The sequence below is a fragment of the Cellulomonas carbonis genome (assembly GCF_014636275.1).
GTDB lineage: Bacteria > Actinomycetota > Actinomycetes > Actinomycetales > Cellulomonadaceae > Actinotalea > Actinotalea carbonis.
This window is the reverse complement of sequence record NZ_BMEB01000003.1, coordinates 450,632-476,375: the sequence shown is the minus strand read 5'-3', so window position 1 is coordinate 476,375 and position 25,744 is coordinate 450,632. Positions and strand designations below refer to the sequence as shown.

At 72.2% G+C, this 25,744-nt stretch carries 36 protein-coding genes and 1 pseudogene; 3 read left to right on the top strand and 34 right to left on the bottom strand.

Annotated features, from left to right (window positions below):
• Positions 1-5 precede the first annotated feature (5 nt).
• On the bottom strand, positions 6-365 hold the full coding sequence (locus tag IEV86_RS12250) for a holo-ACP synthase (RefSeq protein WP_043608865.1): 360 nt from the start codon (positions 363-365) through the stop codon (positions 6-8).
• Positions 366-402: 37 nt separating this feature from the next.
• The gene (glmS, locus tag IEV86_RS12245) at positions 403-2,268 is read right to left on the bottom strand and encodes a glutamine--fructose-6-phosphate transaminase (isomerizing) (protein ID WP_043608864.1); all 1,866 of its coding nucleotides are present in this window, start codon (positions 2,266-2,268) and stop codon (positions 403-405) included.
• 62 nt (positions 2,269-2,330) lie between these two features.
• Between glmS and coaA the strand changes: the two genes are divergently transcribed.
• Entirely contained in the window at positions 2,331-3,278 is a 948-nt protein-coding gene (coaA, locus tag IEV86_RS12240; protein ID WP_043608863.1) for a type I pantothenate kinase, read from the top strand.
• A 6-nt stretch (positions 3,279-3,284) separates the two neighbouring features.
• Here coaA and IEV86_RS12235 read toward each other — a convergent pair whose 3' ends face one another.
• The 6 genes from IEV86_RS12235 to IEV86_RS12210 all read right to left on the bottom strand — a co-directional run bounded on the left by IEV86_RS12235 (position 3,285) and on the right by IEV86_RS12210 (position 9,320).
• The gene (locus IEV86_RS12235; RefSeq protein WP_052426469.1) at positions 3,285-4,001 is read right to left on the bottom strand and encodes a DedA family protein; all 717 of its coding nucleotides are present in this window, start codon (positions 3,999-4,001) and stop codon (positions 3,285-3,287) included.
• 282 nt (positions 4,002-4,283) lie between these two features.
• Complete coding sequence (locus IEV86_RS12230) at positions 4,284-4,916, bottom strand: peptide deformylase (protein ID WP_043608860.1); 633 nt, start codon at positions 4,914-4,916, stop codon at positions 4,284-4,286.
• Positions 4,913-6,262 carry a phosphoglucosamine mutase gene (gene glmM, locus IEV86_RS12225; RefSeq protein ID WP_043608858.1) on the bottom strand — a complete coding sequence of 450 codons (1,350 nt, stop codon included), beginning with the start codon at positions 6,260-6,262 and terminating at the stop codon, positions 4,913-4,915. Before glmM ends, IEV86_RS12230 begins: the two co-directional genes overlap by 4 nt.
• Before the next feature lie 123 nt (positions 6,263-6,385).
• Positions 6,386-6,868, bottom strand: a complete 483-nt coding sequence (gene rpsI / locus IEV86_RS12220; RefSeq protein WP_043608857.1) for a 30S ribosomal protein S9 — start codon at positions 6,866-6,868, stop codon at positions 6,386-6,388.
• A 31-nt stretch (positions 6,869-6,899) separates the two neighbouring features.
• Positions 6,900-7,358: a 50S ribosomal protein L13 gene (gene rplM, locus IEV86_RS12215; RefSeq protein ID WP_043608856.1), complete on the bottom strand. Its 459-nt coding sequence runs from the start codon at positions 7,356-7,358 to the stop codon at positions 6,900-6,902.
• A gap of 285 nt (positions 7,359-7,643) precedes the next feature.
• Positions 7,644-9,320: an ATP-binding cassette domain-containing protein gene (locus IEV86_RS12210; protein ID WP_043608854.1), complete on the bottom strand. Its 1,677-nt coding sequence runs from the start codon at positions 9,318-9,320 to the stop codon at positions 7,644-7,646.
• Between the two features lie 144 nt (positions 9,321-9,464).
• Between IEV86_RS12210 and IEV86_RS12205 the strand changes: the two genes are divergently transcribed.
• Positions 9,465-9,899, top strand: coding sequence for a DUF5709 domain-containing protein (locus IEV86_RS12205; protein WP_188484679.1), 435 nt, complete (start codon positions 9,465-9,467; stop codon positions 9,897-9,899).
• Positions 9,900-10,088: 189 nt separating this feature from the next.
• On the opposite strand, the gene truA is transcribed toward IEV86_RS12205, so the two are convergent.
• Complete coding sequence (gene truA, locus IEV86_RS12200) at positions 10,089-10,973, bottom strand: tRNA pseudouridine(38-40) synthase TruA (RefSeq protein WP_188484678.1); 885 nt, start codon at positions 10,971-10,973, stop codon at positions 10,089-10,091.
• A 66-nt stretch (positions 10,974-11,039) separates the two neighbouring features.
• Here truA and IEV86_RS12195 point away from each other — a divergent pair.
• A pseudogene (locus IEV86_RS12195) lies at positions 11,040-11,815 on the top strand (ROK family protein).
• Between the two features lie 33 nt (positions 11,816-11,848).
• Here the strand turns inward: IEV86_RS12195 and IEV86_RS12190 are convergent.
• The 25 genes from IEV86_RS12190 to rplV all read right to left on the bottom strand — a co-directional run bounded on the left by IEV86_RS12190 (position 11,849) and on the right by rplV (position 25,693).
• The gene (locus tag IEV86_RS12190) at positions 11,849-12,640 is read right to left on the bottom strand and encodes an alpha/beta fold hydrolase (protein ID WP_229734621.1); all 792 of its coding nucleotides are present in this window, start codon (positions 12,638-12,640) and stop codon (positions 11,849-11,851) included.
• Positions 12,641-12,766: 126 nt separating this feature from the next.
• The gene (rplQ, locus tag IEV86_RS12185) at positions 12,767-13,357 is read right to left on the bottom strand and encodes a 50S ribosomal protein L17 (RefSeq protein WP_043605488.1); all 591 of its coding nucleotides are present in this window, start codon (positions 13,355-13,357) and stop codon (positions 12,767-12,769) included.
• Positions 13,358-13,419: 62 nt separating this feature from the next.
• Positions 13,420-14,424 carry a DNA-directed RNA polymerase subunit alpha gene (locus IEV86_RS12180; RefSeq protein ID WP_043605489.1) on the bottom strand — a complete coding sequence of 335 codons (1,005 nt, stop codon included), beginning with the start codon at positions 14,422-14,424 and terminating at the stop codon, positions 13,420-13,422.
• A 174-nt stretch (positions 14,425-14,598) separates the two neighbouring features.
• Positions 14,599-15,006, bottom strand: coding sequence for a 30S ribosomal protein S11 (gene rpsK / locus IEV86_RS12175; RefSeq protein WP_043605490.1), 408 nt, complete (start codon positions 15,004-15,006; stop codon positions 14,599-14,601).
• A gap of 89 nt (positions 15,007-15,095) precedes the next feature.
• Entirely contained in the window at positions 15,096-15,476 is a 381-nt protein-coding gene (gene rpsM / locus IEV86_RS12170; RefSeq protein ID WP_043605491.1) for a 30S ribosomal protein S13, read from the bottom strand.
• Positions 15,477-15,666: 190 nt separating this feature from the next.
• Complete coding sequence (gene rpmJ, locus IEV86_RS12165; RefSeq protein WP_003956441.1) at positions 15,667-15,780, bottom strand: 50S ribosomal protein L36; 114 nt, start codon at positions 15,778-15,780, stop codon at positions 15,667-15,669.
• An 84-nt stretch (positions 15,781-15,864) separates the two neighbouring features.
• Positions 15,865-16,086: a translation initiation factor IF-1 gene (gene infA, locus IEV86_RS12160; RefSeq protein WP_012867920.1), complete on the bottom strand. Its 222-nt coding sequence runs from the start codon at positions 16,084-16,086 to the stop codon at positions 15,865-15,867.
• A 206-nt stretch (positions 16,087-16,292) separates the two neighbouring features.
• Entirely contained in the window at positions 16,293-17,114 is an 822-nt protein-coding gene (gene map / locus IEV86_RS12155) for a type I methionyl aminopeptidase (RefSeq protein ID WP_043605558.1), read from the bottom strand.
• Positions 17,115-17,116: 2 nt separating this feature from the next.
• Entirely contained in the window at positions 17,117-17,686 is a 570-nt protein-coding gene (locus IEV86_RS12150; protein ID WP_043605493.1) for an adenylate kinase, read from the bottom strand.
• Complete coding sequence (secY, locus tag IEV86_RS12145) at positions 17,683-18,978, bottom strand: preprotein translocase subunit SecY (protein WP_043605495.1); 1,296 nt, start codon at positions 18,976-18,978, stop codon at positions 17,683-17,685. The genes IEV86_RS12150 and secY overlap by 4 nt, the downstream gene beginning before the upstream one ends.
• Positions 18,979-19,133: 155 nt before the next feature.
• Positions 19,134-19,682 (bottom strand): 50S ribosomal protein L15, encoded by a 549-nt coding sequence (rplO, locus tag IEV86_RS12140; RefSeq protein WP_081978665.1) that lies wholly within the window; start codon positions 19,680-19,682, stop codon positions 19,134-19,136.
• A 2-nt stretch (positions 19,683-19,684) separates the two neighbouring features.
• Entirely contained in the window at positions 19,685-19,867 is a 183-nt protein-coding gene (gene rpmD / locus IEV86_RS12135; RefSeq protein ID WP_043605497.1) for a 50S ribosomal protein L30, read from the bottom strand.
• Positions 19,867-20,502, bottom strand: a complete 636-nt coding sequence (rpsE, locus tag IEV86_RS12130; protein WP_043605499.1) for a 30S ribosomal protein S5 — start codon at positions 20,500-20,502, stop codon at positions 19,867-19,869. The genes rpmD and rpsE overlap by 1 nt, the downstream gene beginning before the upstream one ends.
• A 43-nt stretch (positions 20,503-20,545) precedes the next feature.
• Positions 20,546-20,917, bottom strand: coding sequence for a 50S ribosomal protein L18 (gene rplR, locus IEV86_RS12125; RefSeq protein WP_043605501.1), 372 nt, complete (start codon positions 20,915-20,917; stop codon positions 20,546-20,548).
• Between the two features lie 2 nt (positions 20,918-20,919).
• Positions 20,920-21,456, bottom strand: a complete 537-nt coding sequence (gene rplF, locus IEV86_RS12120; RefSeq protein WP_043605503.1) for a 50S ribosomal protein L6 — start codon at positions 21,454-21,456, stop codon at positions 20,920-20,922.
• A gap of 24 nt (positions 21,457-21,480) precedes the next feature.
• Positions 21,481-21,879, bottom strand: coding sequence for a 30S ribosomal protein S8 (gene rpsH, locus IEV86_RS12115; protein WP_043605504.1), 399 nt, complete (start codon positions 21,877-21,879; stop codon positions 21,481-21,483).
• A 67-nt stretch (positions 21,880-21,946) separates the two neighbouring features.
• Complete coding sequence (locus IEV86_RS12110; RefSeq protein ID WP_043605506.1) at positions 21,947-22,132, bottom strand: type Z 30S ribosomal protein S14; 186 nt, start codon at positions 22,130-22,132, stop codon at positions 21,947-21,949.
• Positions 22,133-22,134: 2 nt separating this feature from the next.
• Entirely contained in the window at positions 22,135-22,704 is a 570-nt protein-coding gene (gene rplE, locus IEV86_RS12105) for a 50S ribosomal protein L5 (RefSeq protein WP_043605508.1), read from the bottom strand.
• A complete protein-coding gene (gene rplX / locus IEV86_RS12100) occupies positions 22,704-23,045 on the bottom strand; it encodes a 50S ribosomal protein L24 (RefSeq protein WP_043605510.1) in 342 nt (113 codons plus the stop codon). Before rplX ends, rplE begins: the two co-directional genes overlap by 1 nt.
• A gap of 2 nt (positions 23,046-23,047) precedes the next feature.
• The gene (gene rplN / locus IEV86_RS12095; protein ID WP_035056152.1) at positions 23,048-23,416 is read right to left on the bottom strand and encodes a 50S ribosomal protein L14; all 369 of its coding nucleotides are present in this window, start codon (positions 23,414-23,416) and stop codon (positions 23,048-23,050) included.
• Between the two features lie 106 nt (positions 23,417-23,522).
• Positions 23,523-23,819, bottom strand: coding sequence for a 30S ribosomal protein S17 (gene rpsQ / locus IEV86_RS12090; protein ID WP_043605513.1), 297 nt, complete (start codon positions 23,817-23,819; stop codon positions 23,523-23,525).
• A gap of 14 nt (positions 23,820-23,833) precedes the next feature.
• Positions 23,834-24,076 carry a 50S ribosomal protein L29 gene (gene rpmC / locus IEV86_RS12085; RefSeq protein ID WP_043605515.1) on the bottom strand — a complete coding sequence of 81 codons (243 nt, stop codon included), beginning with the start codon at positions 24,074-24,076 and terminating at the stop codon, positions 23,834-23,836.
• A complete protein-coding gene (rplP, locus tag IEV86_RS12080) occupies positions 24,076-24,495 on the bottom strand; it encodes a 50S ribosomal protein L16 (RefSeq protein WP_043605516.1) in 420 nt (139 codons plus the stop codon). The genes rpmC and rplP overlap by 1 nt, the downstream gene beginning before the upstream one ends.
• A 2-nt stretch (positions 24,496-24,497) precedes the next feature.
• The gene (rpsC, locus tag IEV86_RS12075) at positions 24,498-25,325 is read right to left on the bottom strand and encodes a 30S ribosomal protein S3 (RefSeq protein ID WP_043605517.1); all 828 of its coding nucleotides are present in this window, start codon (positions 25,323-25,325) and stop codon (positions 24,498-24,500) included.
• On the bottom strand, positions 25,325-25,693 hold the full coding sequence (gene rplV / locus IEV86_RS12070; protein ID WP_043605518.1) for a 50S ribosomal protein L22: 369 nt from the start codon (positions 25,691-25,693) through the stop codon (positions 25,325-25,327). Before rplV ends, rpsC begins: the two co-directional genes overlap by 1 nt.
• Between the last annotated feature and the right edge of the window lie 51 nt (positions 25,694-25,744).

The following is a 25,744-nucleotide window of genomic DNA, read 5'->3' as shown; positions in this document are numbered from 1 at the left end:
GACCGTCAGGCCGGGTCGCGCTCCGCGATCGCGACCGCCGACGCGATGCCCGCGTCGTGCGAGATCGACACGTGCCAGCGGTCGATGCCGAGCTCGGCGGCGCGCGCGGCGACCGTCCCGACGAGCTCGACCTCGGGCGCCGACCCGCTGATGCGGCGGACGGTGGCGTCCTGCCACGACATCCCGGCGGGGGCGCCGAGCGCCTTCGCGATCGCCTCCTTGGCCGCGAACCGCGCCGCGAGCGACGTCGGCGGCATGTCGCGCTCCTCCGGCGTGAAGAGCCGCTCGACGAGCCCGGGCGTGCGCTCGAGGGTCGCGAGGAACCGTGCGATGTCGACGACGTCGATCCCGACCCCGACGATCACCGCACGCCCTCGCTCGTCGCCGCGCCCGGGCCCGCGGTCACTCGACGGTGACGGACTTGGCGAGGTTGCGCGGCTGGTCGACGTCGAGGCCCTTGGCCGTGGCGAGCTCCATCGCGAACAGCTGGAGGGGCACGACGCTGACGAGCGGCGCGAGCAGAACGGGCGTCTGCGGGACGTAGAACGTCTCGTCGGCGAACGGTGTGACCGCCTCGTCGCCCTCCTCCGCGATGACGAGCGTGCGGGCACCGCGGGCGCGGATCTCCTGGATGTTGGAGATGACCTTGCTGTGCAACGAGTCCCGGCCGCGCGGCGACGGCACGACGACGAAGACCGGCTGCCCGGGCTCGATGAGCGCGATCGGCCCGTGCTTGAGCTCGCCGGCCGCGAAGCCCTCGGCGTGGATGTAGGCGAGCTCCTTGAGCTTGAGCGCGCCCTCCATCGCGACGGGGTAGCCGACGTGCCGGCCGAGGAACAGCACCGACGACGTGTCCGCCATCCAGTGCGCGATCTGCCGGACGCGGTCCGCGCCGTCGAGCACCGTCTGGATCTTGGCGGGGATCGCGCGCAGCTCGGTGAGGACCTCGGCGATCTCGTCGGGGAACTTCGTCCCGCGCAGCTGCGCCAGGTACAGGCCGAGGAGGTACGCCGCGGTGATCTGCGCGAGGAAGGCCTTGGTCGACGCGACCGCGACCTCGGGACCCGCGTGCGTGTAGAGCACCGCGTCCGACTCGCGCGGGATCGTCGAGCCGTGCGTGTTGACGATCGCGAGCACCGTCGCGCCCTGCTCGCGCGCGTGGCGGACGGCCATGAGCGTGTCCATCGTCTCGCCCGACTGCGAGACCGCGACGACGAGCGTGCGGCGGTCGACGATCGGGTCGCGGTAGCGGAACTCGTGCGCGAGCTCGACCTCGACCGGGATGCGGCACCAGTGCTCGATCGCGTACTTGGCGACCTGGCCGGCGTACGCCGCCGTGCCGCACGCGACGACGATGATCTTGTCGACCTGGCGCAGGACGGCCTCGTCGACGTGGATCTCGTCGAGGACGAGGCGGCCCTTGTCGTCCGTCCGGCCCAGCAGCGTGTCCGCGACCGCGTGCGGCTGGTCGTGGATCTCCTTGTCCATGAAGGAGCGGAAGCCGCCCTTCTCCGCAGCCGACGCGTCCCAGTCGACCGTGTACCGCTTGGGCTCGGCGCGCTCGCCGTCGAACCCGACGACCTCGACCGAGTCCGGCGTGATCGTCACGACCTGGTCCTGGCCGAGCTCCATCGCCTCCTTGGTGTGCGCGATGAAGGCCGCGACGTCGGACCCGAGGTAGTTCTCGCCCTCGCCGAGGCCGACGACGAGCGGCGAGTCGTGCCGTGCACCGACGACCGTGTCGGGCTGGTCGGCGTGCACGGCGAGGACCGTGAACGTCCCGTGCAGGCGCTGCGCGACGGTGCGCACCGCCTCGGTGAGGTCCTTCGTCTCGTGGTAGCGCCGCGCCACGAGGTGCGCGACGACCTCGGTGTCGGTCTCGGAGGTCATCTCGACCCCGTCCGCGACCAGCTCTGCCCGCAGCTGGGCGAAGTTCTCGACGATGCCGTTGTGGATGACCGCCAGCGACCGGTCCTGCGACAGGTGCGGGTGCGCGTTCACGTCGTTCGGTGCGCCGTGCGTGGCCCAACGCGTGTGCCCGATCGCGGCGGTCGCGGGCGGCAGGGGCCGCTCGTCGAGCTCGGCCGCGAGGTTGGCGAGCTTGCCGGCCTTCTTGGCCCACGCGAGCTCGTCCTGCCCTGGGGTCACGAGCGCGACGCCCGCGGAGTCGTACCCGCGGTACTCGAGCCGGGCGAGACCACCCATGACGACCTCGAGCGGACGACCGCTCACCTCCTGGGCACCGACGTACCCGACGATTCCACACATGGCGGCGAGTGTAGTGCCGCACCCCGCGCGGCCACGGCGGCGCGATCCGGCAGACTGCTCGCATGCTCGACCTCGCACCGACGACGCCCTACGTCGACCTCGACCGGGCGGCGTGGAGCAGGCTCTCGTCCTCGACCCCCCTGCCGCTGACCGACGCGGACGTCACACGCCTGCGCGGCCTCGGCGACCCCATCGACCTGGCCGAGGTCGACGCGGTGTACCGACCCCTGTCGCGGCTGCTCGCCCTGTACGTCGAGGCGACCGGTCGGCTGCACTCGGCGTCGTCGACGTTCCTGCGCGAGGGCGCGGCGCGGACCCCGTACGTCATCGGCGTCGCCGGCTCGGTCGCCGTCGGCAAGTCGACGACCGCGCGCGTGCTGCGCGAGCTCATGGCGCGCTGGCCCGAGACGCCCCGCGTCGAGCTCGTCACGACCGACGGCTTCCTGCTGCCCAACGCCGAGCTCGAGCGTCGCGGGCTCATGGAGCGCAAGGGCTTCCCCGAGTCCTACGACCGGCGCGCGCTCCTGCGCTTCGTGTCCGCGATCAAGGCGGGCCGCTCCGAGGTCCGTGCACCGGTGTACTCGCACCTCTCCTACGACATCGTCCCCGGTGAGCACGTCGTCGTGCGCAGCCCCGACGTGCTGATCGTCGAGGGCCTCAACGTCCTCCAGCCCGCCCGGACGACCGGCGTGGGCGAGTCCAGCCTCGCGGTGAGCGACTTCTTCGACTTCTCGATCTACGTCGACGCCCGGACCAAGGACGTGCGGCAGTGGTACGTCGACCGGTTCCTGTCGCTGCGCAGGACGGCCTTCGCCGACCCGGCGTCGTACTTCCACCGGTACGCGTCGCTGACCGACGACGAGGCGGTCCTGCGTGCCGAGCGGATCTGGGACGCGATCAACGCGCCGAACCTCGAGCAGAACATCCTGCCGACGAGAGGACGCGCGACCCTGGTGCTCCGCAAGGGGCGGGACCACGCCGTCGAGCGCGTCCGCCTGCGCAAGCTCTGACGGACGTCACGCGGCGGGCTCGGCCGGCACGGGCGACCGCTCGGCCGGGAGGTCGGTCACGCTCACGACGGAGGCGCCTCCGCGTGCGGCGGCGTCGACGCGTCGCCCCCGGCGGCCCCACAGGTGCACCGCCCGCTTGACGACCGGGTCGATCACGAGGCCGAGCAGCACACCCACGACCACGCCGACGGCGACGGCGAGCGCGGGGTGGTCCTTGAACCAGACGCCGGCGCCGATGCCGAGGAGCACCGAGTAGATCGACCAGGTGACCGCGGCGATGCCCGCGAGCAGCACGAAGCGCGGGCGCGAGAAGCCGACCGCACCTGCGGTCATGTTGACGGCGACCCGGCCGACCGGGACGTAGCGTGCCGCGATGATGAAGGCCGCGCCGCGGTTCGCGAGCGCGCGCTCGGCCCACGCGAGAGCCTCCTTGCCCCGTCGCCCGCGGAAGATGCGCAGCTCGTGCACCGGGATGCGCCGCCCGATGTGGTACGCGATGAGGTCACCCGTGAAGGCGCCGGCGGCGGCGACCGCACCGAGCCACCAGAAGCTCGGGGCCCCGGTCGAGACCGAGAGCGCGGCGAGCGCGATGACGACCGACTCGCTGGGGATCGGCGGGAAGAACCCGTCGATCGTGGCGAACACGTACAGCGCCACGAACACCCAGGGGGAGGCGGCGAGCGCGACCATCCACTCGATGATCGCCGCGGCGAGCTCCTCCACGTGGCACCCCTCCGGTCGCGTGGCAGCCGCCGGACGGCGACGTGACCACGGTAGGCCGCGGCGCCCGCGGGGCGGAATGGGTTTCCTCCCTGAGCGGACCCTGAGCCGGCCCGGGGTCGACCCCGAGCCGGCTCGATCATGCGCGACACGCGTCGCGTGCGTCGTCCGCCGTCGGGATGAGATCGACCGGCCGCCCGTCGGACCCCGGCGGGAGGCGGGGCGGACCGGGACGGCGTCCCGGGACCGGGTGCAGCCGGCTCGCACCGGCAGCCGCCGGACGGCTCAGGGCAGGTCGAACCCGAGCGCCTGGGCGGCGCGGTGCGGGGTCGGGTCTGTCCACCGCAGGGCGTTCGTCGGCGCGACGAGCGAGCGCATCTCGGCGTGGTCGACGTAGAGCCGGCCGAGGAGGTGGTCCGTCTCGTGCTGGACGATCCGCGCGGGCCAGCCGTGCAGCACCTCGTCGACCTCCGCGCCGCGCTCGTCGAGGCAGCGGAGCCGCACGGACCGCCAGCGCGACCGGACGGCCTGCCAGCCGTCCACGCTGAGGCAGCCCTCGTAGTGCCCGACGCGCTCGTCGCCGACTGCCTCGTACGACGGGTTGACGAGGACCCGGAACGGGACGGGCGTGCGCTCGCGTGCGAGCGCGGTCTCGTCGTCGAGCGGCCACTGGTCCTCGACGACCGCGATCGCGAGGCCGAGGCCGACCTGCGGCGCGGCGAGCCCCACACCGGGGGCGGCGTGCATCGTGGCGCGCATCGCGACGAGGAGCTCCGCGAGGAGGCCGTCGTCGAGCTGACCGTCGTACGGCTCGGCGACCGCGCGCAGGACCGGGTCGCCCGCCTGGACGATCGGCATGGGCTGCGGCCCCGCGAGGAGCGCCTCGACGGCGTCCCGGACGACGCTCGCCGACGTCACAGGGCGAGCCGCTCGCGGACCACGTCCGCGAGCCGGTGGGCCACCTCGTCGGCGTGCTCCTGGCGCGCGGCCTCGACCATGACACGGACGACCGGCTCGGTGCCGGACGGCCGCAGCAGGACGCGGCCCGTCTGACCGAGCTGCGCCTCGGCCTCCGCGACCGCCGCGAGCACGCCGTCGTCGTCGGCCGCGCGGCTGCGGTCCACGCCCTTGACGTTCACGAGGACCTGCGGCAACCGGGCGACGCCCGACGCCAGGTCCTCGAGCGAGCGACCGGTCTCGGCGACGCGCGACGCGAGCTGCAGCGCCGTGAGCGTGCCGTCACCGGTCGTCCCGTGGTCGGCGAGGATGAGGTGGCCCGACTGCTCGCCACCCAGGCTGAACCCGTGGGCGCGCATCGCCTCGAGCACGTACCGGTCGCCCACCGCGGTCTGCACGGTGCGCACCCCGGCCGCGTCCATCGCGAGCTGCAGGCCGAGGTTGCTCATCACGGTCGTGACGAGCGTGTCCTCGTGCAGGCGACCGCGCTCCTTAAGCGCGACCGCGAGGACGCCCATGATCTGGTCGCCGTCGACCAGCGTGCCGCGCGCGTCGACGGCGAGGCAGCGGTCCGCGTCGCCGTCGAACGCGACCCCGAGGTCCGCCTCGGCCGCCACGACGGCGGCCTGGAGCTGCTCGGGGTGCGTCGAGCCGCACTTCTCGTTGATGTTCCGGCCGTCGGGCGACGCGTTGATGACGACCACATCGGCGCCCGCCGCGCGCAGCGCCGCCGGACCGACGTCGCTCGCCGCGCCGTTCGCGCAGTCGACGACGATCCGCAGCCCCTCGAGCCGGGCGGGCAGCGTCGAGACGAGGTGCTCGACGTAGCGGTCCCCCGCGAGGCCGACGTCGCTCGTGATGCGGCCGACCGCGGCGCCCGTCGGACGGTCCCACGGCTCGCGCATGCGCTGCTCGATGGTGTCCTCGATCTCGTCGTCGAGCTTGTGCCCGCCGCGCGCGAAGAACTTGATCCCGTTGTCCGGCATCGGGTTGTGCGACGCGGAGAGCATCACCCCGAGGTCCATCCCGAGCGCACCCGTGAGGTAGGCGACCGCAGGCGTGGGCAGCACGCCGACGTTGACGACGTCGACGCCCGCGCTCGCCAGGCCGGCGGCGACCGCCGCGGAGAGGAACTCACCGGACGCTCGCGGGTCGCGGCCGACGACGGCACGCGGTCGGTGCCCCTCGAACGCGCCGGATGCGCCGAGCACGTGCGCGGCTGCGACCGACAGGTCGAGCGCGAGCTCCGCGGTGACGTCGCGGTTCGCCAGGCCCCGGACCCCGTCCGTGCCGAACAACCGACCCATGTGGTACCTCCTCGTCCGTTCGAACTGTCCCACAGCGGGACCGTGCCGCGGAGCCGACCGGCCCCTGACGCACCGACGGCCCCGATGGTGTTCCATCGGGGCCGTCGGGAAGCGCGGCTGGGATCAGCGCTTCGAGTACTGCGGGGCCTTGCGGGCCTTCTTGAGACCGGCCTTCTTGCGCTCGACGACGCGGGCGTCGCGGGTCAGGAAGCCGGCCTTCTTGAGCGCCGGGCGGTTGTGCTCGGCGTCGATCTCGTTGAGGGCACGGGCGATGCCCAGGCGCAGCGCGCCGGCCTGGCCGGTCACGCCGCCGCCGACGATGCGCGCGATGACGTCGAAGCGGCCCTCGACGTCGACGAGCTTCAGCGGGCTGTTGACGAGCTGCTGGTGCACCTTGTTCGGGAAGTAGTCCTCGAGCGTGCGCCCGTTGATCTTCCACTGACCCGTCCCCGGGACGAGACGCACCCGGGCCACGGCCTCCTTGCGGCGGCCGAGCGCCTGACCGGGGGCGGTCAGGCTCTGCCCGCGGCCGGTCGGCGCAGCGGTCTCGGAGGTGTAGCTGGTGGGCGTCTCGTCGCCCTCGAAGTCGACGGTGGTGTCGGCCACTGGTGGATCCTCGCGTCCTGTGGAATCGGTGTCAGCGGCCGGCGGGCTGCTGAGCGACCTGGGTGATCTCGAAGGGCTTCGGCTGCTGCGCGGCGTGCGGGTGCTCCGGGCCGGCGTAGACCTTCAGCTTGCCGATCTGGGCGCGGCCCAGGGAGTTCTTGGGGAGCATGCCGCGCACGGCCTTCTCCACGGCGCGCTCGGGGCGCTTGTCGAGCAGCTCGCTGTAGGGCACCGCGCGCAGACCGCCCGGGTAGCCCGAGTGGCGGTAGGCGAGCTTCTGCTCACGCTTGTTGCCCGTCAGCGCGACCTTGTCGGCGTTGATGACGATGACGAAGTCGCCCTGGTCGACGTGCGGCGCGAACGTCGCCTTGTGCTTGCCGCGCAGCAGCGTGGCGACCTGCGAGGCCAGCCGGCCCAGGACGACGTCGGTCGCGTCGATGACGTGCCAGGTCCGCTCGACGTCGCCGGGCTTCGGGGTGTACGTGCGCACGGTCGTAGCCTTCGTTTCGTGGTGCTGAATGATGGCACCGCTGCTCGCGGGGTTTGAGGCCCGCGAGACACCGGTGAGGGTCGGGTGTCGTGCTCCGCCCGGCAGCTCGACCGACCCTCAGGGGCGGTCACGGCGCGCGGGTACGCACAACGACACGCCAGAGTACCCGCACGCGGCCTGAGGGGTCAAAACCTGGTAGGCGCAGACGCAGTCCGGGTGCTCCGCGCCGGTCCCCGGGGACGCCGCCGCCCCCCGACGACACCGCCCGCCGGCACGCGTGCACCGTCACCGGGCGCGCCGGACCCGTTCGACGTCCCACACGGGCTCGGGGTGCTCGCGGACTCCGCCGTCGGCGTCGACCACGAGGAACCGGTCGAAGCCGCGCGCGAACCAGCGGTCGTGCGTGACCGCGACGACCGTGCCCTCGAACCGCTCGAGCCCGTGCTCGAGCGCCTCGGCCGAGTGCAGGTCGAGGTTGTCGGTCGGCTCGTCGAGCAGCAGCAGCGTCGCGCCCGAGAGCTCGAGGAGGAGGATCTGCAGGCGCGCCTGCTGACCGCCCGAGAGCGTCCCGTAGGGCTGCTCCGCCGCGGCCACGAGCTCGTACCGGTCGAGCGCCCGGCTGGCCTGCTCGCGGCCCATCCCGGCCCGGCGCCCGTCGCCCTCGTGCAGGATCTCGAGCAGCGTCCGGGCGGCCAGCTCGGGGTGGGTGTCGTTCTGCGCGAACCAGCCGGGGACCACCCGGGCGCCGAGGCGCACGTGGCCGGTGTGCGGCACGGGTGCGACGGGGACCACGGGCCGCTGGTCGGGCTCGGGGTCCGTGCCGCCCGCGGCGAGCAGGCGCAGCAGGTGCGACTTGCCCGACCCGTTCGACCCGAGCAGCGCGACGCGCTCGCCGAACCACACCTCGAGGTCGAACGGCTCGAGGAGCCCCGTGACGGCGAGGCCCTCGGCGACCACGGCGCGTCGGCCGGTGCGGCCGCCGCGGAGCCGGACCCGCACGTCCTGCTCGCGCGCGAGCTCGGCCGGCGGCCCCGCCTCCTCGAACTTGCGCAGGCGCGTCCTCGCCGCCTGGTAGCGCGACGACATGCCGTCGTTGAACTTGGCCCGCACCTTGAGGTCCTCGACCAGCCGGCGCAGCTGCGTGCGCTCCTCCTCCCACCGTCGCAGCAGCTCCTCGTGCCGCTCCCGGCGCGCGGCGCGGGCCGCGCCGAAGGTGGCGAACCCCCCGCCGTGCACCCAGGCGCGGGACCCGACGGCCGTCGGCTCGAGACTCGCGACGTGCGTCGCGGTGCGGGACAGCAGCTCGCGGTCGTGGCTCACGAAGAGCACCGTCTTGGGGGACGCGACCAGCTCGCGCTCGAGCCACCGCTTGGTGGGCACGTCGAGGTAGTTGTCGGGCTCGTCGAGCACGAGGACCTCGTCGGGGCCCCGCAGCAGGGCCTCGAGGACGAGGCGCTTCTGCTCCCCGCCCGACAGGCTGCGCACCTCGCGGTGCTGCGCCCGCTCGAAGGGCAGCGACAGGACGGCGTCGGTCACCTGGTCCCAGTCCGCCTCGGCCTGGTACCCACCCACGTCGGCCCAGTCGGCGAGGGCCTGGGCGTAGCGCATCTGCGCGGGCGTGTCGTCGACCTCCATGATCGCCAGCTCGGCGGCGGCGAGCTCGACGGCCGCGTCGCGCACGGCCGGGCGTGCGAGGTCCGCGAGCAGGTCGCGGACGGAGCGGTCGTCGTCGATGCGCCCCACCATCTGGCGCATGACGCCCATGCTCCCGCTCCGCGCGACCACGCCCGAGTGCGGTGCCTCGTCCCCGACGACGAGCCGCAGCAGCGTGGACTTGCCGACGCCGTTGGGGCCCACGAGCGCGGTCCGCGCGCCGTCGGCCACGCGGAGGCTCACGCCCGCCAGGAGCGGCCTGCCGTCGGGCAGCACGTAGCCCACGTCCTGGATGTCGACATGACCCATGCGAGGAGTCTGACGCGTCGTCGGGGCGTGCCGCGACGACATTGCGGCGCACGCACCCACGGCGGAGCGCGCGCTGGCCCCGCGCGGCCCGCCGGGGCCGCGCTGCGGATGCACGACCGGGCACCCGGTGCCACCGTGGACGGCATGAGCACGAGCGACTACGGCGACACCACGGCCACCTCCCCGGACCCGGAGACGGCCGCCGAGGGCGACACCAACCAGCTGCAGCAGGACGACACCCTGCTCGACCGCGGGGTCGACAGCGTCCTCGACGAGGGCTACTCGCCGCCCGAGCACCCCACGGGCAACCGGCTCGAGACGCACCTGGACCAGGCCCTCGGCGAGCGCCTCGACGACAAGCTCGCGCAGGAGGAGCCCGAGGTGTGGGACGCGCAGGACGAGCCGGTCGCCGGCGCGCGCGAGGCCGACCGCGCCGGCCGGCTCGCGGCCGACGAGGCCGCCGCGACCGGCGAGCCCACGTCGAGCACCATGGCGACCGACGTCGGCATCGCGGGCTCCGGCGCGACGGCCGAGGAGGCGGCGGTGCACGTCATCGACGAGGACGAGTCCGGGCTCTGACGCGCCGGACGCGAGGCCGGTCCCCGCGGGGACCGGCCTCGCGCGCGTCCGGGGGGGGCGTCCGGGGGGGGCGTCGCCGTCGCGGGCGGACGGCCGGTTCGCATCGCAGGCGGACGGTCGGTCGCCGTCGCAGGCGGCGGGTCGGTCGCGATCGCGGGCGACCCGTCGTCATCGGACGGCGGCGGAGCGTCAGCCGTCCTCGGCCGTCCCCGTCGCCTCCTCGGCACGACGCCGCGCGCGCGTGGCCTCGGCGCGCTCGGCGAGCCGCTCCGCCGCCGGGTACGCGACCTCCTCGAGCGTCAGCCCGTGCGCCGGCGCGACGACGGCCGCGCCGTCCCGCACCCGCCCCGCGAGGAGCTCGGCCGGCCACCCCTGCTCGCGGCGCCCCTCCCCCACCGCGACGAGCGCGCCGACGAGCGCCCGCACCATCGAGTGGCAGAACGCGTCCGCCTGGACGACGGCGACGACGAGCCCCTCGTCCGGGCCGTGCTGCGGTCGCGACACGTCGAGCACCTGGAGCGTCCGGATGGTCGTCGCGCCGGGCCGCGGCCGGCAGAACGCGGCGAAGTCGTGCCGGCCGACCAGGGAGCCGGCCGCCTCGCTCATCGCGACGGCGTCGAGCGGGAGACGGTGCCGGACGACGTGCGACCGGCGCAGCGGGTCCACACGGCTCACGTCGTCGGCGAGCCGGTACGCGTAGCGGCGGTGCAGCGCCGAGAACCGCGCGTCGAACCCGTCGGGCGCGGGCGCGGCCGCGTGGACGACGACGTCCGGCGGCAGGACCCCCGCGAGCCGCCGCACGAGCACGGCGCCCGGCGGGCCGGTCATCCGTCCGCGCACCGCCTCCCACGCGTCGCGCTCGACGTCGACGTGCGCGACCTGACCCCGCGCGTGGACGCCCGCGTCGGTCCGGCCCGCGACCGTGAGCCGCGGCGGCGCGCAGCGCAGGACCGTCCCGAGTGCCGACTCGAGCGTGCCCTGGACGGTCCGCAGGCCGGGCTGCGTCGCCCAGCCCGCGAACGCGGTGCCGTCGTACGAGAGGTCCAGGCGGACCCGGAGCAGGGCGTCGTTCACGCGCCCAACCTAGCCACCGGGCAGGGGTGACCGGCGACGACCGCGGCGGGGCAGTAGCCTCCGCGGGTGGACGGTCTCACGCTCGCCGTGGACTGCGGCGGAGGCGGCATCAAGGCGTCGGTCCTCGACGCCGCGGGGACCCTGCACGTCCCGGCCGTGCGCGTGCCGACGCCGTACCCGCTGCCGCCGGACCGCCTCGTCGAGGTCGTGCTCGGCATCGCCCGGGACCTCCCGGCCGCCCGACGGGCGACCGTCGGCATGCCCGGCATGATCCGCCACGGCGTCGTCATCGCGACCCCGCACTACGTCACGAGGGCGGGGCCCCGGACGCGCGTCGACCCGGACCTCGTCGCGGCGTGGGAGGGGAGGGACATGGCGGCGGCGCTCACCCACGCCCTGGGCGTGCCGACGCTCGTGCTCAACGACGCCGAGGTGCACGGCGCGGGCGTCGTCACCGGAAGCGGCCTGGAGCTCGTCCTGACCCTGGGTACGGGTCTGGGCTCGGCGCTCTTCGACGGCGGGGCCCTCGCACCGCACCTGGAGCTCTCGCACGCCCCGGTGCGCCGGGGCGTGACCTACGCGCGTGGCTCGGTGAGCACGAGCGTCGGCGCCTCGGCGACGCGCTCTGGTCGCGCCGCGTCCGACGTGCGGTCGAGGGGCTGCGCCCGGTGTTCCGGTGGGACCGCCTCTACCTCGGCGGCGGGAACAGCCGGCGGGTCTCCCCGACCGCCCTCGAGGCCCTCGGGGACGACGTCGTCGTCGTCCCGAACTCGGCGGGCATCGTGGGCGGCCTGCGCGCCTGGACCCTGCGCCCACCGACGGCGACCGGCGGCGACGCCTGACGTCGCCCGCACGCGCGTCCGGTCGGCGCCGTCTCAGCCGTGCGGACGCGCCGGGTCGACCGTGTCGAGGAAGTCGAGCAGCGCGCGGTTGTACGCCACCGGGTGGGTCAGCGCGACGAGGTGGGTCGCACCGGCCACCAGGACCCGCTCGGCACCCGGCGCCGCCGCGAGGAAGGCGCGCTCCTGGAGACGGAAGTGGTCCAGGGAGCCGTTGACGAACCGCACGGGGCAGCGGACCCGGGAGAGGTCGTCGAGCGGACGCAGCGCACGCATCGCCGTCAGCAGGTCGACCATGACGTCGAGCGCGAAGCCACCCTCGCCGAGCGCGGCACCGCCGTCGTCCGGGATCGCGAGGTCGACCAGGAGCTGGTTGAGCCGTGCGCCGCGGTCCGGCAACCGCCCGATGACCACGGCCGCGAGCCGCCACGCGTCGGTGAGCCGACGGTCCGGCTCGGTGCAGCACCCGGACGCCAGCAGCCCCGCGGCGCCGTCCGGGTGGTCGGCCGCCCACCGGATCCCGAGGTACCCGCCGAGCGAGAGACCGACGACGACGGCACGCCCGCCGACCGCGTCGACCGCCTCCCCGATGGCCTCCAGGGAGCCGTCGACGGTGAACCGCTCACCCATGCGTCGCCCGTGGCCGGGCAGGTCGGGGGCGACGGCGGTCCGACCGGCGCGGGCCAGCGCGTCGAGCTGGGCGCGCCACATGGTGCCGGACGTCCGCGCACCGTGGAGCAGCACGACCGGCAGCGACGGCGGCAGCGGCCCGGCGCGTCGCGCGTCGGCGTCCCGGCCGCCGCCCAGGGTGCGGGTCGACGTCTCCACGGACGTCACGCTACCCACGCGCGCGGCCCCGTGCCGTGCACTCGCGACCGCCCCCGGCCACCGACGGGACGAGAAGAGGGACCGGAGCACGTGGCTCCGGTCCCTCTCGTCGGTGGTGCGGCGGCGTCAGGCCTTCTCGGTGCCCTCGGCGTCGGTCGCCTCGTCGGTCGCCTCGGCGTCCGCCGTCGGCGCCTCCTCGGCCTCGGCGGGCGCCTCGGTCGCCTCGGCAGCCGTCGGCTCCTCGACCGTCTCCTCCGCCGCCGGCTCCTCGGCGGCGGGGGCGGCCTTGGCCTTCTTCGGCGCAGCGGCCTTCTTGGTGGCCTTCTCCGCCTCGCGGACCGTCGCCTGCTTGGCGCTCACGGGCTCGAGGACGAGCTCGATGACGGCCATGGGCGCGTTGTCGCCCTTGCGGGGACCGATCTTCGTGATGCGGGTGTAGCCGCCCTGGCGCTCGGCCATCGCGGGCGCGATCTCGGTGAAGAGCTCGTGCACGACGCCCTTGTCCTTGACGGTCGCGAGCACGCGGCGGCGAGCCGCGAGGTCGCCGCGCTTGGCGAACGTGATGAGACGCTCGGCGAGCGGGCGGAGCCGCTTCGCCTTCGTCTCGGTGGTCGTGATGCGGCGGTGCTCGAACAGGCTCGTCGCCAGGTTGGCGAGGATGAGCCGCTCGTGCGCCGGACCGCCTCCGAGCCGCGGACCCTTGGTGGGCGTAGGCATGTCGTACTCCTCAGTAGTTCATCGACGGGGCACGCGGACTGGTGCGCGTGTCCCCCACGGCGTCAGGACAGCTCGTCCTCGGTGTAGTCGGCGTCGTCGTAGTACGCCGCCGTCGAGGGGTCGAAGTCGATCGGGCTGTCCTTGAGCGACAGGCCGAGCCCGGCGAGCTTCTCCTTGACCTCGGTGATGGACTTCGCACCGAAGTTGCGGATGTCCAGGAGGTCGGCCTCGCTGCGCGCCACGAGCTCACCCACGGAGTGGATGCCCTCGCGCTTGAGGCAGTTGTAGGAGCGGATCGTCAGCTGGAGCTCCTCGATCGGGAGCGCGAGGTCCGCGGCGAGCGCCGCGTCGGTCGGCGACGGGCCGATCTCGATGCCCTCGGCCTCGACGTTGAGCTCGCGCGCCAGCCCGAACAGCTCGACGAGCGTCTTGCCAGCGGACGCGAGCGCGTCGCGCGGTGCGATCGCCTGCTTGGTCTCGACGTCGACGACGAGCTTGTCGAAGTCGGTGCGCTGCTCGACACGGGTCGCCTCGACCTTGTAGGTCACCTTGAGGACGGGCGAGTAGATCGAGTCGATCGGGATGCGGCCGATCTCGGCGTCGTACGCCTTGTTCTGCTGCGCCGACACGTAGCCGCGGCCGCGCTCGACCGTGAGCTCGATCTCGAGCTTGCCCTTGCCGTTGAGCGTCGCGATGTGGAGGTCGGGGTTGTGCACCTGGACGCCGGCCGGCGGCGTGATGTCCGCCGCGGTCACCGTGCCGGGGCCCTGCTTGCGCAGGTACATCACCACGGGCTCGTCGTTCTCCGAGGAGACGACGAGCTCCTTGATGTTGAGGATGATCTCGGTGACGTCCTCCTTGGCACCGGTGATGGTGCTGAACTCGTGGAGCACGCCGTCGATGCGGATCGACGTCACCGCCGCGCCGGGGATCGACGAGAGCAGGGTGCGGCGCAGCGAGTTGCCGAGCGTGTAGCCGAAGCCCGGCTCGAGCGGCTCGATGACGAACCGCGAGCGGTACTCGGAGATGACCTCTTCGGTCAGCGTGGGGCGCTGTGCGATGAGCACGGTGGGTGTCCTCTCAGTGTGCGTCCGCCATATGACGCATCACGGGGTCCTGCGGGTCTCGGTCCACCCGGCAGGGGTCCAGCAGGAGGGCGGGTGCCCTCGGGACGCGGGCCGGGGCCGCGCGCGGGTGCGGGGTCGGGTCGCCGTTCGGCGACCCGACCCGGCGGGGAGTCGTCAGACGCGGCGACGCTTCGGCGGGCGGCAGCCGTTGTGCGCCTGGGGCGTCACGTCCTGGATCGAGCCGACCTCGAGGCCGGTCGCCTGGAGCGAGCGGATCGCGGTCTCGCGGCCCGAGCCGGGGCCCTTGACGAAGACGTCGACCTTCTTCATGCCGTGCTCCTGCGCGCGGCGGGCGGCCGCCTCGGCGGCGAGCTGGGCGGCGAACGGCGTCGACTTGCGCGAGCCCTTGAAGCCGACCTGGCCCGAGGAGGCCCAGGCGATGACGGCACCCGTGGGGTCCGTGATCGAGACGATCGTGTTGTTGAACGTGCTCTTGATGTGGGCCTGGCCCACGGCGACGTTCTTCTTCTCCTTGCGGCGGGGCTTGCGGGCCGAGCCGGCAGTACGGGTCTTGGGAGGCATTGCGGTTTCTCTCCTGGTCTGAGGTCGTCGGACCGGTGCGCGGAGGGCGTCGCTCGTGCGAGCCGCGGCTCACGCCACCGGACTGCTGGCTACTTGCGCCCGGCCTTCTTCTTGCCGGCGACGGTGCGCTTCGGGCCCTTGCGGGTGCGGGCGTTGGTCTTGGTCCGCTGACCGCGCACGGGCAGCCCGCGGCGGTGCCGCAGACCCTCGTAGCTGCCGATCTCGACCTTGCGACGGATGTCGGCCGCGACCTCGCGGCGGAGGTCGCCCTCGAGCTTGTAGCTGCCCTCGAGGTGGTCGCGCAGCGCGACGAGCTCGGCGTCGCCGAGCTCGCGGACGCGCAGGTCCGGGCTGATGCCCGTCGCCGCGAGCGTCTCCTGCGCACGCGTGCGCCCGACGCCGTAGATGTAGGTGAGCGCGACCTCGAGCCGCTTGTCGCGGGGGAGGTCGACGCCGACGAGACGTGCCATTCTCAGTGCTCCTGTACTGCGTCGGAGGTCTTCCGCACGGTCCTCCCGCTGCTGCGGGCCCCGGCCTCCGAGCCGGGGGTTGCGCGTGCGCCGTGGGCGACGCGCTGACCGTGCGCTGGTCGGCCCCGAGGGGCCGGTGGTCCTGCTGTCCTGCTCGCACGAGCCCGGTCGAGGACCGGGACGCCGGGGCTCAGCCCTGGCGCTGCTTGTGCCGCAGGTTGTCGCAGATGACCATGACGCGACCGTGCCGGCGGATCACCTTGCACTTGTCGCAGATCTTCTTGACGCTGGGCTTGACCTTCATGCTCGTTCCTCCGCCGCCGCACGCGCGCACGAGCGTGCGACGGGCGGCAGTTCGATCGGGGTGTGATCTGGTGATCGGGACGGACTACTTGTAGCGGTAGACGATCCGGCCGCGGGACAGGTCGTACGGGCTCAGCTCGACCACCACCCGGTCCTCGGGGAGGATCCGGATGTAGTGCTGTCGCATCTTGCCCGAGATGTGGGCGAGAACCTTGTGGCCGTTCGCGAGCTCGACGCGGAACATCGCGTTCGGCAGCGCCTCGACCACGGAGCCCTCGATCTCGATGACACCGTCCTTCTTTGCCATGTCCTCCGCTAACTGTCGTGATGCATGTCTGCGACCCCTGGACCCGACGGATCAGGACCGGATGGGTCGTCCTCCGGCGCGGTTCCACCGGGATCCAGGATCCCGGTTGCGGACACACGCGCCCGACGGACCATCGTACGGCATCCGGCGCCCTGGGACGAACCGACGCGCCGATGCCGTCGCGGTCCTCGACCTCGCGCCGTGCGTCACTCCCAGGGGGCGACGGTGACCCCGAGGGCGGCGAGCCGCTCGGCCCCGCCGTCGGGCGCGGTGAGCACCCAGATCCCGTCGGGCCCGATGGCGACGGTGTGCTCCCAGTGGGCCGCACGCGCTCCGTCGACCGTGACGACCGTCCAGTCGTCCTCGAGGACCTGCGTCATGCGCGACCCGCGCGTGAGCATCGGCTCGACGGCCAGGCACATCCCGGCGCGCAGCCGGGGCCCCTTCTCGCGCGTGCGGTAGTTGAGCACGTCGGGCGGCTGGTGCATCGCGCTGCCGATCCCGTGGCCCACATACTCCTGCACGACGCCGTACGGCACGCCGGCCGCGTCGACGACGTCCTCGACCGCCTCCCCCACCGCGCCGAGCCGGTCCGACGTCGCGAGCGCCGCGATGCCGGCCCACATGCAGTCCTCCGTGACGCGCGAGAGCTCGACGTCAGCAGGGTCCGCGTCCGGAAGGACCACCGTGAACGCCGCGTCGCCGTGCCACCCGTCGACGATCGCGCCGCAGTCGACCGAGACGACGTCGCCGGGCTCGAGCACGCGGCTGCCGGGGATCCCGTGGACGACCTCGTCGTTCACGGACACGCACAGCGTCGCGGGGTATCCGTGGTACCCGAGGAACGACGGCGTCGCACCGGCGGCGCGGATGACCTCCGCCGCGACGGCGTCGAGGTCCGCCGTCGTCAGGCCCGGGCGGATCGCGTCGCGGACGGCCGCATGAGCGTCGGCGACCACCAGGCCGGCCCGGCGCATGTGTGCGACCTGCTCGGCGCTCTTGTACTCGATCCTGTCGCGACCGAACACGGTCATCCCTCGAGCGCGGCCAGCAGCCGCTCGGTGACCTCGGCGACCTCGCCGATCCCGTCGACCTGCGCGAGCAGGCCGCGCTCGGCGTACACGTCGGCGACCGGCTGCGTCTGCTCGCGGTAGACCTCGAGGCGGTGCCGGATGACCGGCTCCGTGTCGTCGACGCGCCCCTCGACGGTCGCCCGGTGCAGGAGGCGCGTCACGACCACGTCCGTGTCGGCGGTGATCTCGACCGCACGGTCCAGCGTCAGGCCGCGCGCGGAGAGCATCCCGTCGAGCTCCGCCACCTGGGCCGTGTTGCGCGGGTAGCCGTCGAGGAGGAAGCCCTCCGCGACGTCGGCCTCGTCGAGCCTCGCCGCGACCATCGCGTTGGTGACCGAGTCGGGGACCAGCTCGCCACGCGAGGTGTAGCCCTGGGCGGTGCGACCGAGCTCCGTCCCCCCGGCGATGTTCGCGCGGAAGATGTCTCCCGTCGAGATCGCCGGGACACCGAGAGCCTCGGCGAGGCGCGCTGCCTGCGTGCCCTTGCCCGCTCCGGGCGGGCCGAGGAGGACGATGCGACGGCTCAACGGAGGAACCCTTCGTAGTGGCGCTGCTCGAGCTGCGACTGGATCTGCTTGACCGTCTCGAGGCCGACACCCACGACGATGAGGATCGACGCGCCGCCGAGCGGGATCGTGGTGCTGATGCCCAGCGCGATGAACACGAAGAGCACGACCATCGCCACGAAGGCGAGGTACAGCGAACCAGGTGCCGTGATGCGCGTGATGACGTAGTCGAGGTACTCGGCGGTGGGCCGGCCGGCGCGGATGCCCGGGATGAACCCGCCGTACTTCTTCATGTTGTCCGCGACCTCGTCCGGGTTGAACGTGATGGCCGTGTAGAAGTACGCGAAGAAGATGATCAGGACGATGTAGAGCGCGATGTTCAGCGGTGCCGCCGGGTCGACGACGTTGTTGGTGACCCAGATGACCCACTCCGCGGTCGGGTCCGCGAACTGCGCGATCAGACCGGGGACCGCGAGCAGCGACGACGCGAAGATGATCGGGATGACACCCGACATGTTGATCTTGATCGGGATGTAGGTGCTCGAGCCTCCGTACATCTTCCGACCGACCATGCGCTTGGCGTACTGCACCGGGATCCGCCGCTGAGACTGCTCGACGAAGACGACCAGACCGATCGTCAGGATGATCACGGCGAGCACCGCGACGAACTTGGCGATGCCGTTCTCGCCGCCGGCGATCGACCAGAGCGCCGTCGGGAACGTGGCCGCGATCGAGGTGAAGATCAGGAGCGACATGCCGTTGCCGATGCCGCGCTCGGTGATGCGCTCGCCGAGCCACATGATGAGCGTCGTCCCCGCCGTCATCGTGATGATCATCAGCAGGATCGTGGCGACCGTGTCGTCGGGGATGACCGGCACGGAGCAGTTCTGGAACAGCTGGCCGTTGCGCGCGACCGTGATGATCGTCGTCGACTGCAGGATCGCGAGACCGATCGTCAGGTACCGCGTGTACTGCGTCAGCGTCGCCGTGCCGGACTGCCCCTCCTTGTGGAGCGCCTCGAACCGCGGGATGACCACGCGGAGCAGCTGCACGATGATGCTCGCCGTGATGTACGGCATGATCCCGAGCGCGAACACCGACAGCTGCAGCAGCGCGCCGCCGCTGAAGAGGTTGATGAGCCCGAGCAGGTTGTTGTCGGCGGACTCGCCGACGCACACCTGCACGTTGCGGTAGTCGACACCAGGCGTCGGGATGAACGAGCCCACCCGGTAGATCGCCATGATCGCGATGGTGAAGAGCAGCTTGCGCCGCAGGTCTGGCGTCCGGAAGGCCCGGCCGAATGCGCTGAGCACCTGTCCTCCTGCTCCGCCGTCAGCGGCGGTGTGTCGTCGAGCCCGTCACCGACGCCGTGGTCGGCTGCGGGGAGCCGCCTGGAACCCTAACCCAGCAGGGTCCCGGGACGGCGCAGGGGCCGGGGCGCTGCGCGCGTCCCGGCCCCTGCGTCAGGTCAGTCCTCGGAGACGGACCCGCCGGCCGCGAGGATCTTCTCCTTCGCGGAGGCGGAGATCGCCTGGACCGCCACCGTGAGCTTCACGTCGATCTCACCGGTGCCCAGCACCTTGACGGGCTGGTTCTTGCGGACCGCGCCCTTGGCCACGAGGTCCTCGACCGTCACGTCGCCACCCGAGGGGTAGAGCGCCGCGAGCGTCGCGAGGTTCACGACCTGGTACTCGGTGCGGAACGGGTTCTTGAAGCCCCGGAGCTTCGGCAGCCGCATGTGCAGCGGCATCTGCCCGCCCTCGAAGGCCTCGGGAACCTGGTACCGGGCCTTCGTGCCCTTGGTACCGCGACCCGCCGTCTTGCCCTTCGACGCCTCACCACGACCCACACGGGTCTTGCGGGTGTGCGCGCCCGGGGCCGGACGCAGGTGGTGCAGCTTCAGGGTGCCACCGGCGCCCTCGGTCGCGTTGGTGACCTTCGCCTCGGCCGCCTTCGCGGCGGAGGCCTTGGTCCCCTTGGCGGCCGGGGTCGCGGCAGCGCTCTTCTTCTCAGCCATGGTCACTCGACCTCCTCGACGGTGACGAGGTGCGCCACCGTGGTGACCATGCCGCGGATCTCCGGACGGTCCTCCTTGACGACGACGTCGCCGATGCGCTTGAGGCCGAGGGTCCGCAGCGTGTCACGCTGGTTCTGCTTGCCGCCGATGGCGGACTTGGTCTGGGTCACCTTGAGCCGGGCCATCAGGCACCTGCCTTCGCGGCGACGCCCGCTGCACGTGCCCGGAGCATGGCCGCGGGGGTCACGTGCTCGAGCGGCAGGCCACGGCGCGCGGCCACGGCCTCGGGCTCCTCGAGCTCGCGGAGCGCCTGCACCGTGGCGTGCACGATGTTGATGGCGTTCGACGAGCCCATGGACTTCGACAGGACGTCGTGGATGCCCGCGCACTCGAGGACCGCGCGGACGGGACCACCGGCGATGACACCGGTACCCGGCGAAGCCGGACGCAGGAAGACGACGCCGGCCGCGGCCTCACCCGTGACGGGGTGCGGGATGGTGCCCTGGATGCGCGGGACGCGGAAGAAGCTCTTCTTGGCCTCCTCGACACCCTTGGCGATCGCCGCGGGCACCTCCTTGGCCTTGCCGTAGCCCACGCCGACCGTGCCGTCGCCGTCACCCACCACGACGAGCGCGGTGAAGCTGAAGCGGCGACCACCCTTGACGACCTTGGAGACGCGGTTGATGGTCACCACGCGCTCGACGAAGGCACTCTTCTCGGCGGCGTCGCCGCGGCGGTCGCCACGACGGTTGTCGCCACGCTCGCGCCGGTCGCCGCCGCCGCCGGCGGCGCCGGTGTTGCTGCGCTGCGGTGCAGCCATCAGTACTTCCTCTGCTTCCGTACGGACAGGACTCGGGGGGCGGTCACAGTGCGAGACCGCCGTCGCGGGCACCGTCGGCGACCGCCGCGACCCGACCGTGGTACTTGTTGCCGCCACGGTCGAACACGACGGCCTCGACACCGGCGGCCTTGGCGCGCTCGGCGATCAGCTCGCCGACCCGACGGGCCTTGGCGGTCTTGTCACCGTCGAAGGCACGCAGGTCCGCCTCGAGCGTCGACGCGGACGCCACGGTGCGGCCGACGCTGTCGTCCACGACCTGGGCGACCATGTGCCGCGACGAGCGGGAGACCACCAGGCGAGGACGGGTCGTCGTGCCGACGACCTTCTTGCGCAGGCGGAGGTGGCGACGGGCGCGGGCGACAGCCTTGCCCTTGCCGCGGATGGTGATAGCCACGGTTACTTACCAGCCTTTCCAGCCTTGCGGCGGACGACCTCGCCGGCGTACCGCACACCCTTGCCCTTGTACGGCTCGGGCTTGCGGATCTTGCGGATGTTCGCGGCGACCTCGCCGACCTGCTGCTTGTCGATGCCGCTCACCGAGAACCTCGTCGGCGTCTCCACCGCGAAGCTGATGCCCTCCGGGGCGGTGACGAGCACCGGGTGGCTGAAGCCGAGCGCGAACTCCAGGTCGGAGCCCTTCGCCGTCACGCGGTAACCGGTACCGACGATCTCGAGCTTCTTGGTGTAGCCCTCGGTGACCCCGGTGACGAGGTTCGCGAGCAGCGTGCGGGTCAGGCCGTGGAGCGAGCGCGAGGCGCGCTCGTCGTCGGGGCGCGTCACCACGAGGGTGCCGTCCTCCTGGGCGACCTGGATCGGTGCCGGGACGGTGTGGGTCAGGGTGCCCTTCGGGCCCTTGACCGTCACGTCGGCACCACTGATCGTCACGTCCACGCCGGCCGGGACCGGGACGGGGACCTTGCCGATACGAGACATGGTTCTCTCCTCTCGGTCTCTCGGTTACCAGACGTAGGCGAGGACTTCCCCACCCACGCCCTTCTGGGCGGCCTGCTTGTCGGTCAGGAGCCCCGACGACGTGGACAGGATCGCCACGCCGAGGCCCCCGAGCACGCGGGGCAGGTTGGTCGACTTGGCGTACACGCGCAGGCCCGGCTTGGACACGCGGCGCACACCGGCGAGCGAGCGCTCGCGGTTCGGGCCGAACTTCAGCTGGATCGTGAGGTTCTTGCCCACGGGGGCGTCCTCGACGGTCCAGCCGGCGATGTAGCCCTCCGCCTGGAGGATCTCCGCGATGTGCGACTTCAGCTTGGAGTACGGCATCGTCACGGAGTCGTGGTACGCGGAGTTCGCGTTACGCAGACGCGTGAGCATGTCTGCGATGGGGTCGGTCATCGTCATCGGGCTTGTGCCCTTCCTCGCCGGGGTATCCCCGCACCGGAGCGCAAGGGGACCTGCGGCGTAGTTGTTACCAGCTGCTCTTGGTGACGCCGGGAAGCTCGCCGCGGTGCGCCATCTGGCGCAGGCAGATGCGGCAGAGGCCGAACTTGCGGTACACGGCGTGCGGACGGCCGCACTTCTGGCACCGGGTGTAGGCGCGGACACCGAACTTCGGCTTCTGCGCCGCCTTCTGGATCAGGGCGGTCTTCGCCATGCTCAGTTCTCCTTGAAGGGGAAGCCCAGACGGCGGAGCAGCGAACGGCCCTCGTCGTCGGTGGTCGCGGTCGTGACGACGGTGATGTCCATGCCGCGCGTGCGGTCGATGCGGTCGGGGTCGACCTCGTGGAACATGACCTGCTCGGTCAGACCGAAGGTGTAGTTGCCGTGCCCGTCGAACTGCTTGGGCGACAGGCCGCGGAAGTCGCGGATGCGCGGCAGCGCGAGCGAGACGAGGCGGTCGGCGAACTCCCACATGCGGTCGCCGCGCAGCGTGACGTGCGCACCGATCGGCATGCCCTCGCGCAGTTTGAACTGCGCGATGGACTTGCGGGCCTTCGTGACCTGAGGCTTCTGGCCGGTGATCGCCGTGAGGTCGCGGATCGCGCCCTCGATGAGCTTGGAGTCCTTCGCGGCCTCGCCGACGCCCATGTTCACGACGATCTTGACGACGCGCGCGACCTGGTTGACGTTCTCGTGGCCGAACTCCTCGCGCAGCCCGGGGAGGATCTCCTCCGCGTACTTCGCCTTGAGGCGCGGGACGGCCCGCGTGACGGTCTCAGTGCTCATCAGATGTCCTTACCGGAGCGCTTGGCCACGCGGACGCGCACGGAACGGGTGCGGCCGTCACGCTCGATCTCCTCGGTGCGGTAACCGACCCGGGTGCCCTTCTTGGTCTCCGGGTCGACCAGCATCACGTTGCTGACGTGGATCGGCGCCTCGACGGTCTCGATGCCACCGGTCCGGGTGCCGCGACCGGTCTGGCCGGCCTTGGTGTGCTTCGTGACGCGCTGGACACCCTCGACGATGATGCGGTCGGAGTCCTTGACGACCTCGAGCACACGGCCCTGCTTGCCCTTGTCGCGGCCCGCGATGACGACGACGAGGTCGCCCTTCTTGATCTTGGCCATGGTCAGAGCACCTCCGGTGCCAGCGAGATGATCTTCATGAACTTCTTGTCCCGCAGCTCGCGGCCGACCGGGCCGAAGATGCGCGTGCCGCGCGGCTCGCCGTCGTTCTTGAGGATCACGGCGGCGTTCTCGTCGAACTTGATGTACGAGCCGTCCGGGCGGCGGCGCTCCTTGGTGGTGCGCACGACGACGGCCTTGACGACGTCTCCCCGCTTGACGTTGCCGCCGGGGATGGCGTCCTTCACCGTCGCGACGATGACGTCGCCGATACCGGCGTAGCGACGGCCGGACCCGCCGAGAACACGGATGCAGAGGATCTGCTTCGCTCCCGTGTTGTCGGCGACCTTCAGTCGCGACTCCTGCTGGATCATGTCTGTGAACTCCTGTCGTCGTGCCGGTTCTCGTCAGTGCGAGCCTGGCCGAACGGATGTGGTGGGCGGCGGACCGCCCGGTCGCGGGCGACCGGGCGGGACCGGGCTACTTCGCCTTCTCGAGGATCTCCACGACGCGCCAGCGCTTGGTGGCCGACAGCGGGCGGGTCTCCATGATGAGGACCAGGTCGCCGATCCCGGCCGAGTTGGCCTCGTCGTGCGCCTTGACCTTGCTCGTCCGCCGCATGACCTTGCCGTAGAGCGGGTGCTTGACCCGGTCCTCGACCTCGACCACGACGGTCTTGTCCATCTTGTCGCTGACGACGTAGCCGCGCCGCGTCTTGCGGTACGGCCGGCTCTCGGCCGTGGCGTCAGCGGTCTTCGCTGCGTTCTCGGTGCTCATGTGTGACCTCTCGCTCACTCAGCGCTCGGGCTGGGTGCCGTACGGATGCCGAGCTCGCGCTCGCGCAGGATCGTGTAGATCCGCGCGATGTCGCGGCGCACGGCCTTCAGGCGCCCGTGGCTCTCGAGCTGGCCCGTCGCGGACTGGAAGCGGAGGTTGAACAGCTCCTCCTTGGCCTTCTTCAGCTCGGCGACGAGCGTCTCGTCGTCCATGCCGTCGAGCTCGGCCGGAGCAAGCTCCTTCGAACCGATAGCCATCAGTTGCCACCACCCTCGCGCACCACGAAACGGCACTTCATCGGGAGCTTGTGCATCGCGCGGCGCATCGCCTCGCGGGCCAGCGGCTCGGGGACACCCGCGAGCTCGAACATGACCCGACCGGGCTTGACGTTGGCGATCCACCACTCCGGGGAACCCTTGCCGGAGCCCATGCGGGTCTCCGCCGGCTTCTTGGTGAGAGGCCGGTCAGGGTAGATGTTGATCCACACCTTGCCGCCACGCTTGATGTGACGGGTCATGGCGATACGAGCGGACTCGATCTGGCGGTTCGTGACGTAGGCCGGCTCGAGAGCCTGGATGCCGTAGTCGCCGAACGAGATCGTGGTGCCGCCCTTCGCCGCGCCCGAGCGCGACGGGTGGTGCTGCTTGCGGTGCTTGAGCCTGCGCGGGATCAGCATGCTCAGGCCTCCGTTCCGGTCTCAGGGGCCGATGCGGGGGTCGACGGGGCAGCGGCCTCGGCCGGGGCCTCGGTGCGCTCGGCGCGCTCGGGACGACGCGCGCCGCCACGGGCGGGACGGTCGCCACGGTCGCCACGAGGGCCACGCGGAGCACGCGGGCCGGCCGAGGCCTGCTCGCGGGCGTACTCCTTCTCCGTCATGTCGCCCTTGTAGATCCACACCTTGACGCCGATCTGACCGAACGTCGTGCGGGCCTCGAAGGTGCCGAAGTCGATGTTCGCGCGGAGCGTGTGCAGCGGCACACGACCCTCGCGGTAGAACTCCGAGCGGCTCATCTCGGCGCCGCCCAGACGGCCGGCGCACTGCACCCGGATGCCCTTCGCGCCGGCGCGGAGCGCGGACTGCATGCCCTTGCGCATCGCACGGCGGAACGAGACACGGCTCGCGAGCTGCTCGGCGATGCCCTGGGCGACCAGCTGGGCCTCGAGCTCGGCGTTCTTGACCTCGAGGATGTTGAGCTGGACCTGCTTGCCCGTGAGCTTCTCGAGCTCGCCGCGGATGCGGTCGGCCTCGGCGCCGCGACGGCCGATGACGATGCCCGGCCGCGCGGTGTGGATGTCGACGCGGACGCGGTCACGCGTGCGCTCGATCTCCACCTTCGCGATGCCGGCACGGTCGAGGCCGGTCGACATGAGCTTGCGGATCTGCACGTCCTCGCGGACGTAGTCGCGGTACCGCTGCCCAGGCTTGGTGCTGTCGGCGAACCAGCGCGACCGGTGGTCGGTGGTGATGCCGAGGCGGTACCCGTGCGGGTTGACCTTCTGTCCCACTATCGGGTCCTCTCCTTCTTCTCGACCGGGGCCACGACCACGGTGATGTGGCTGGTGCGCTTCAGGATCCGTGACGCACGACCCTGCGCGCGGGGACGGAACCGCTTGAGCGTCGGGCCCTCGTCGACGTAGGCCGCCTGGACGACCAGCGCCGAGGCGTCGAACGCCTCGTTCGCGCGGTCGGCCTTCACGCGTGCGTTGGCGATCGCGCTCTCGACCACCTTGAGGACGGTCTCCCCCGCGGCCTGCGGCGCGAACTTCAGCGTCGCGACGGCCTCCTCGGCCTGCTTGCCACGGATGAGGTCCACGACGCGCCGGGCCTTCTGGGGCGTGACGCGGACGAACCGCGCCTGCGCCTTGGCTTCCATTGCTGTCCTGCCTTCTTGTGTCGTCATGGGAAGAGCTGCGTCACTGACTCG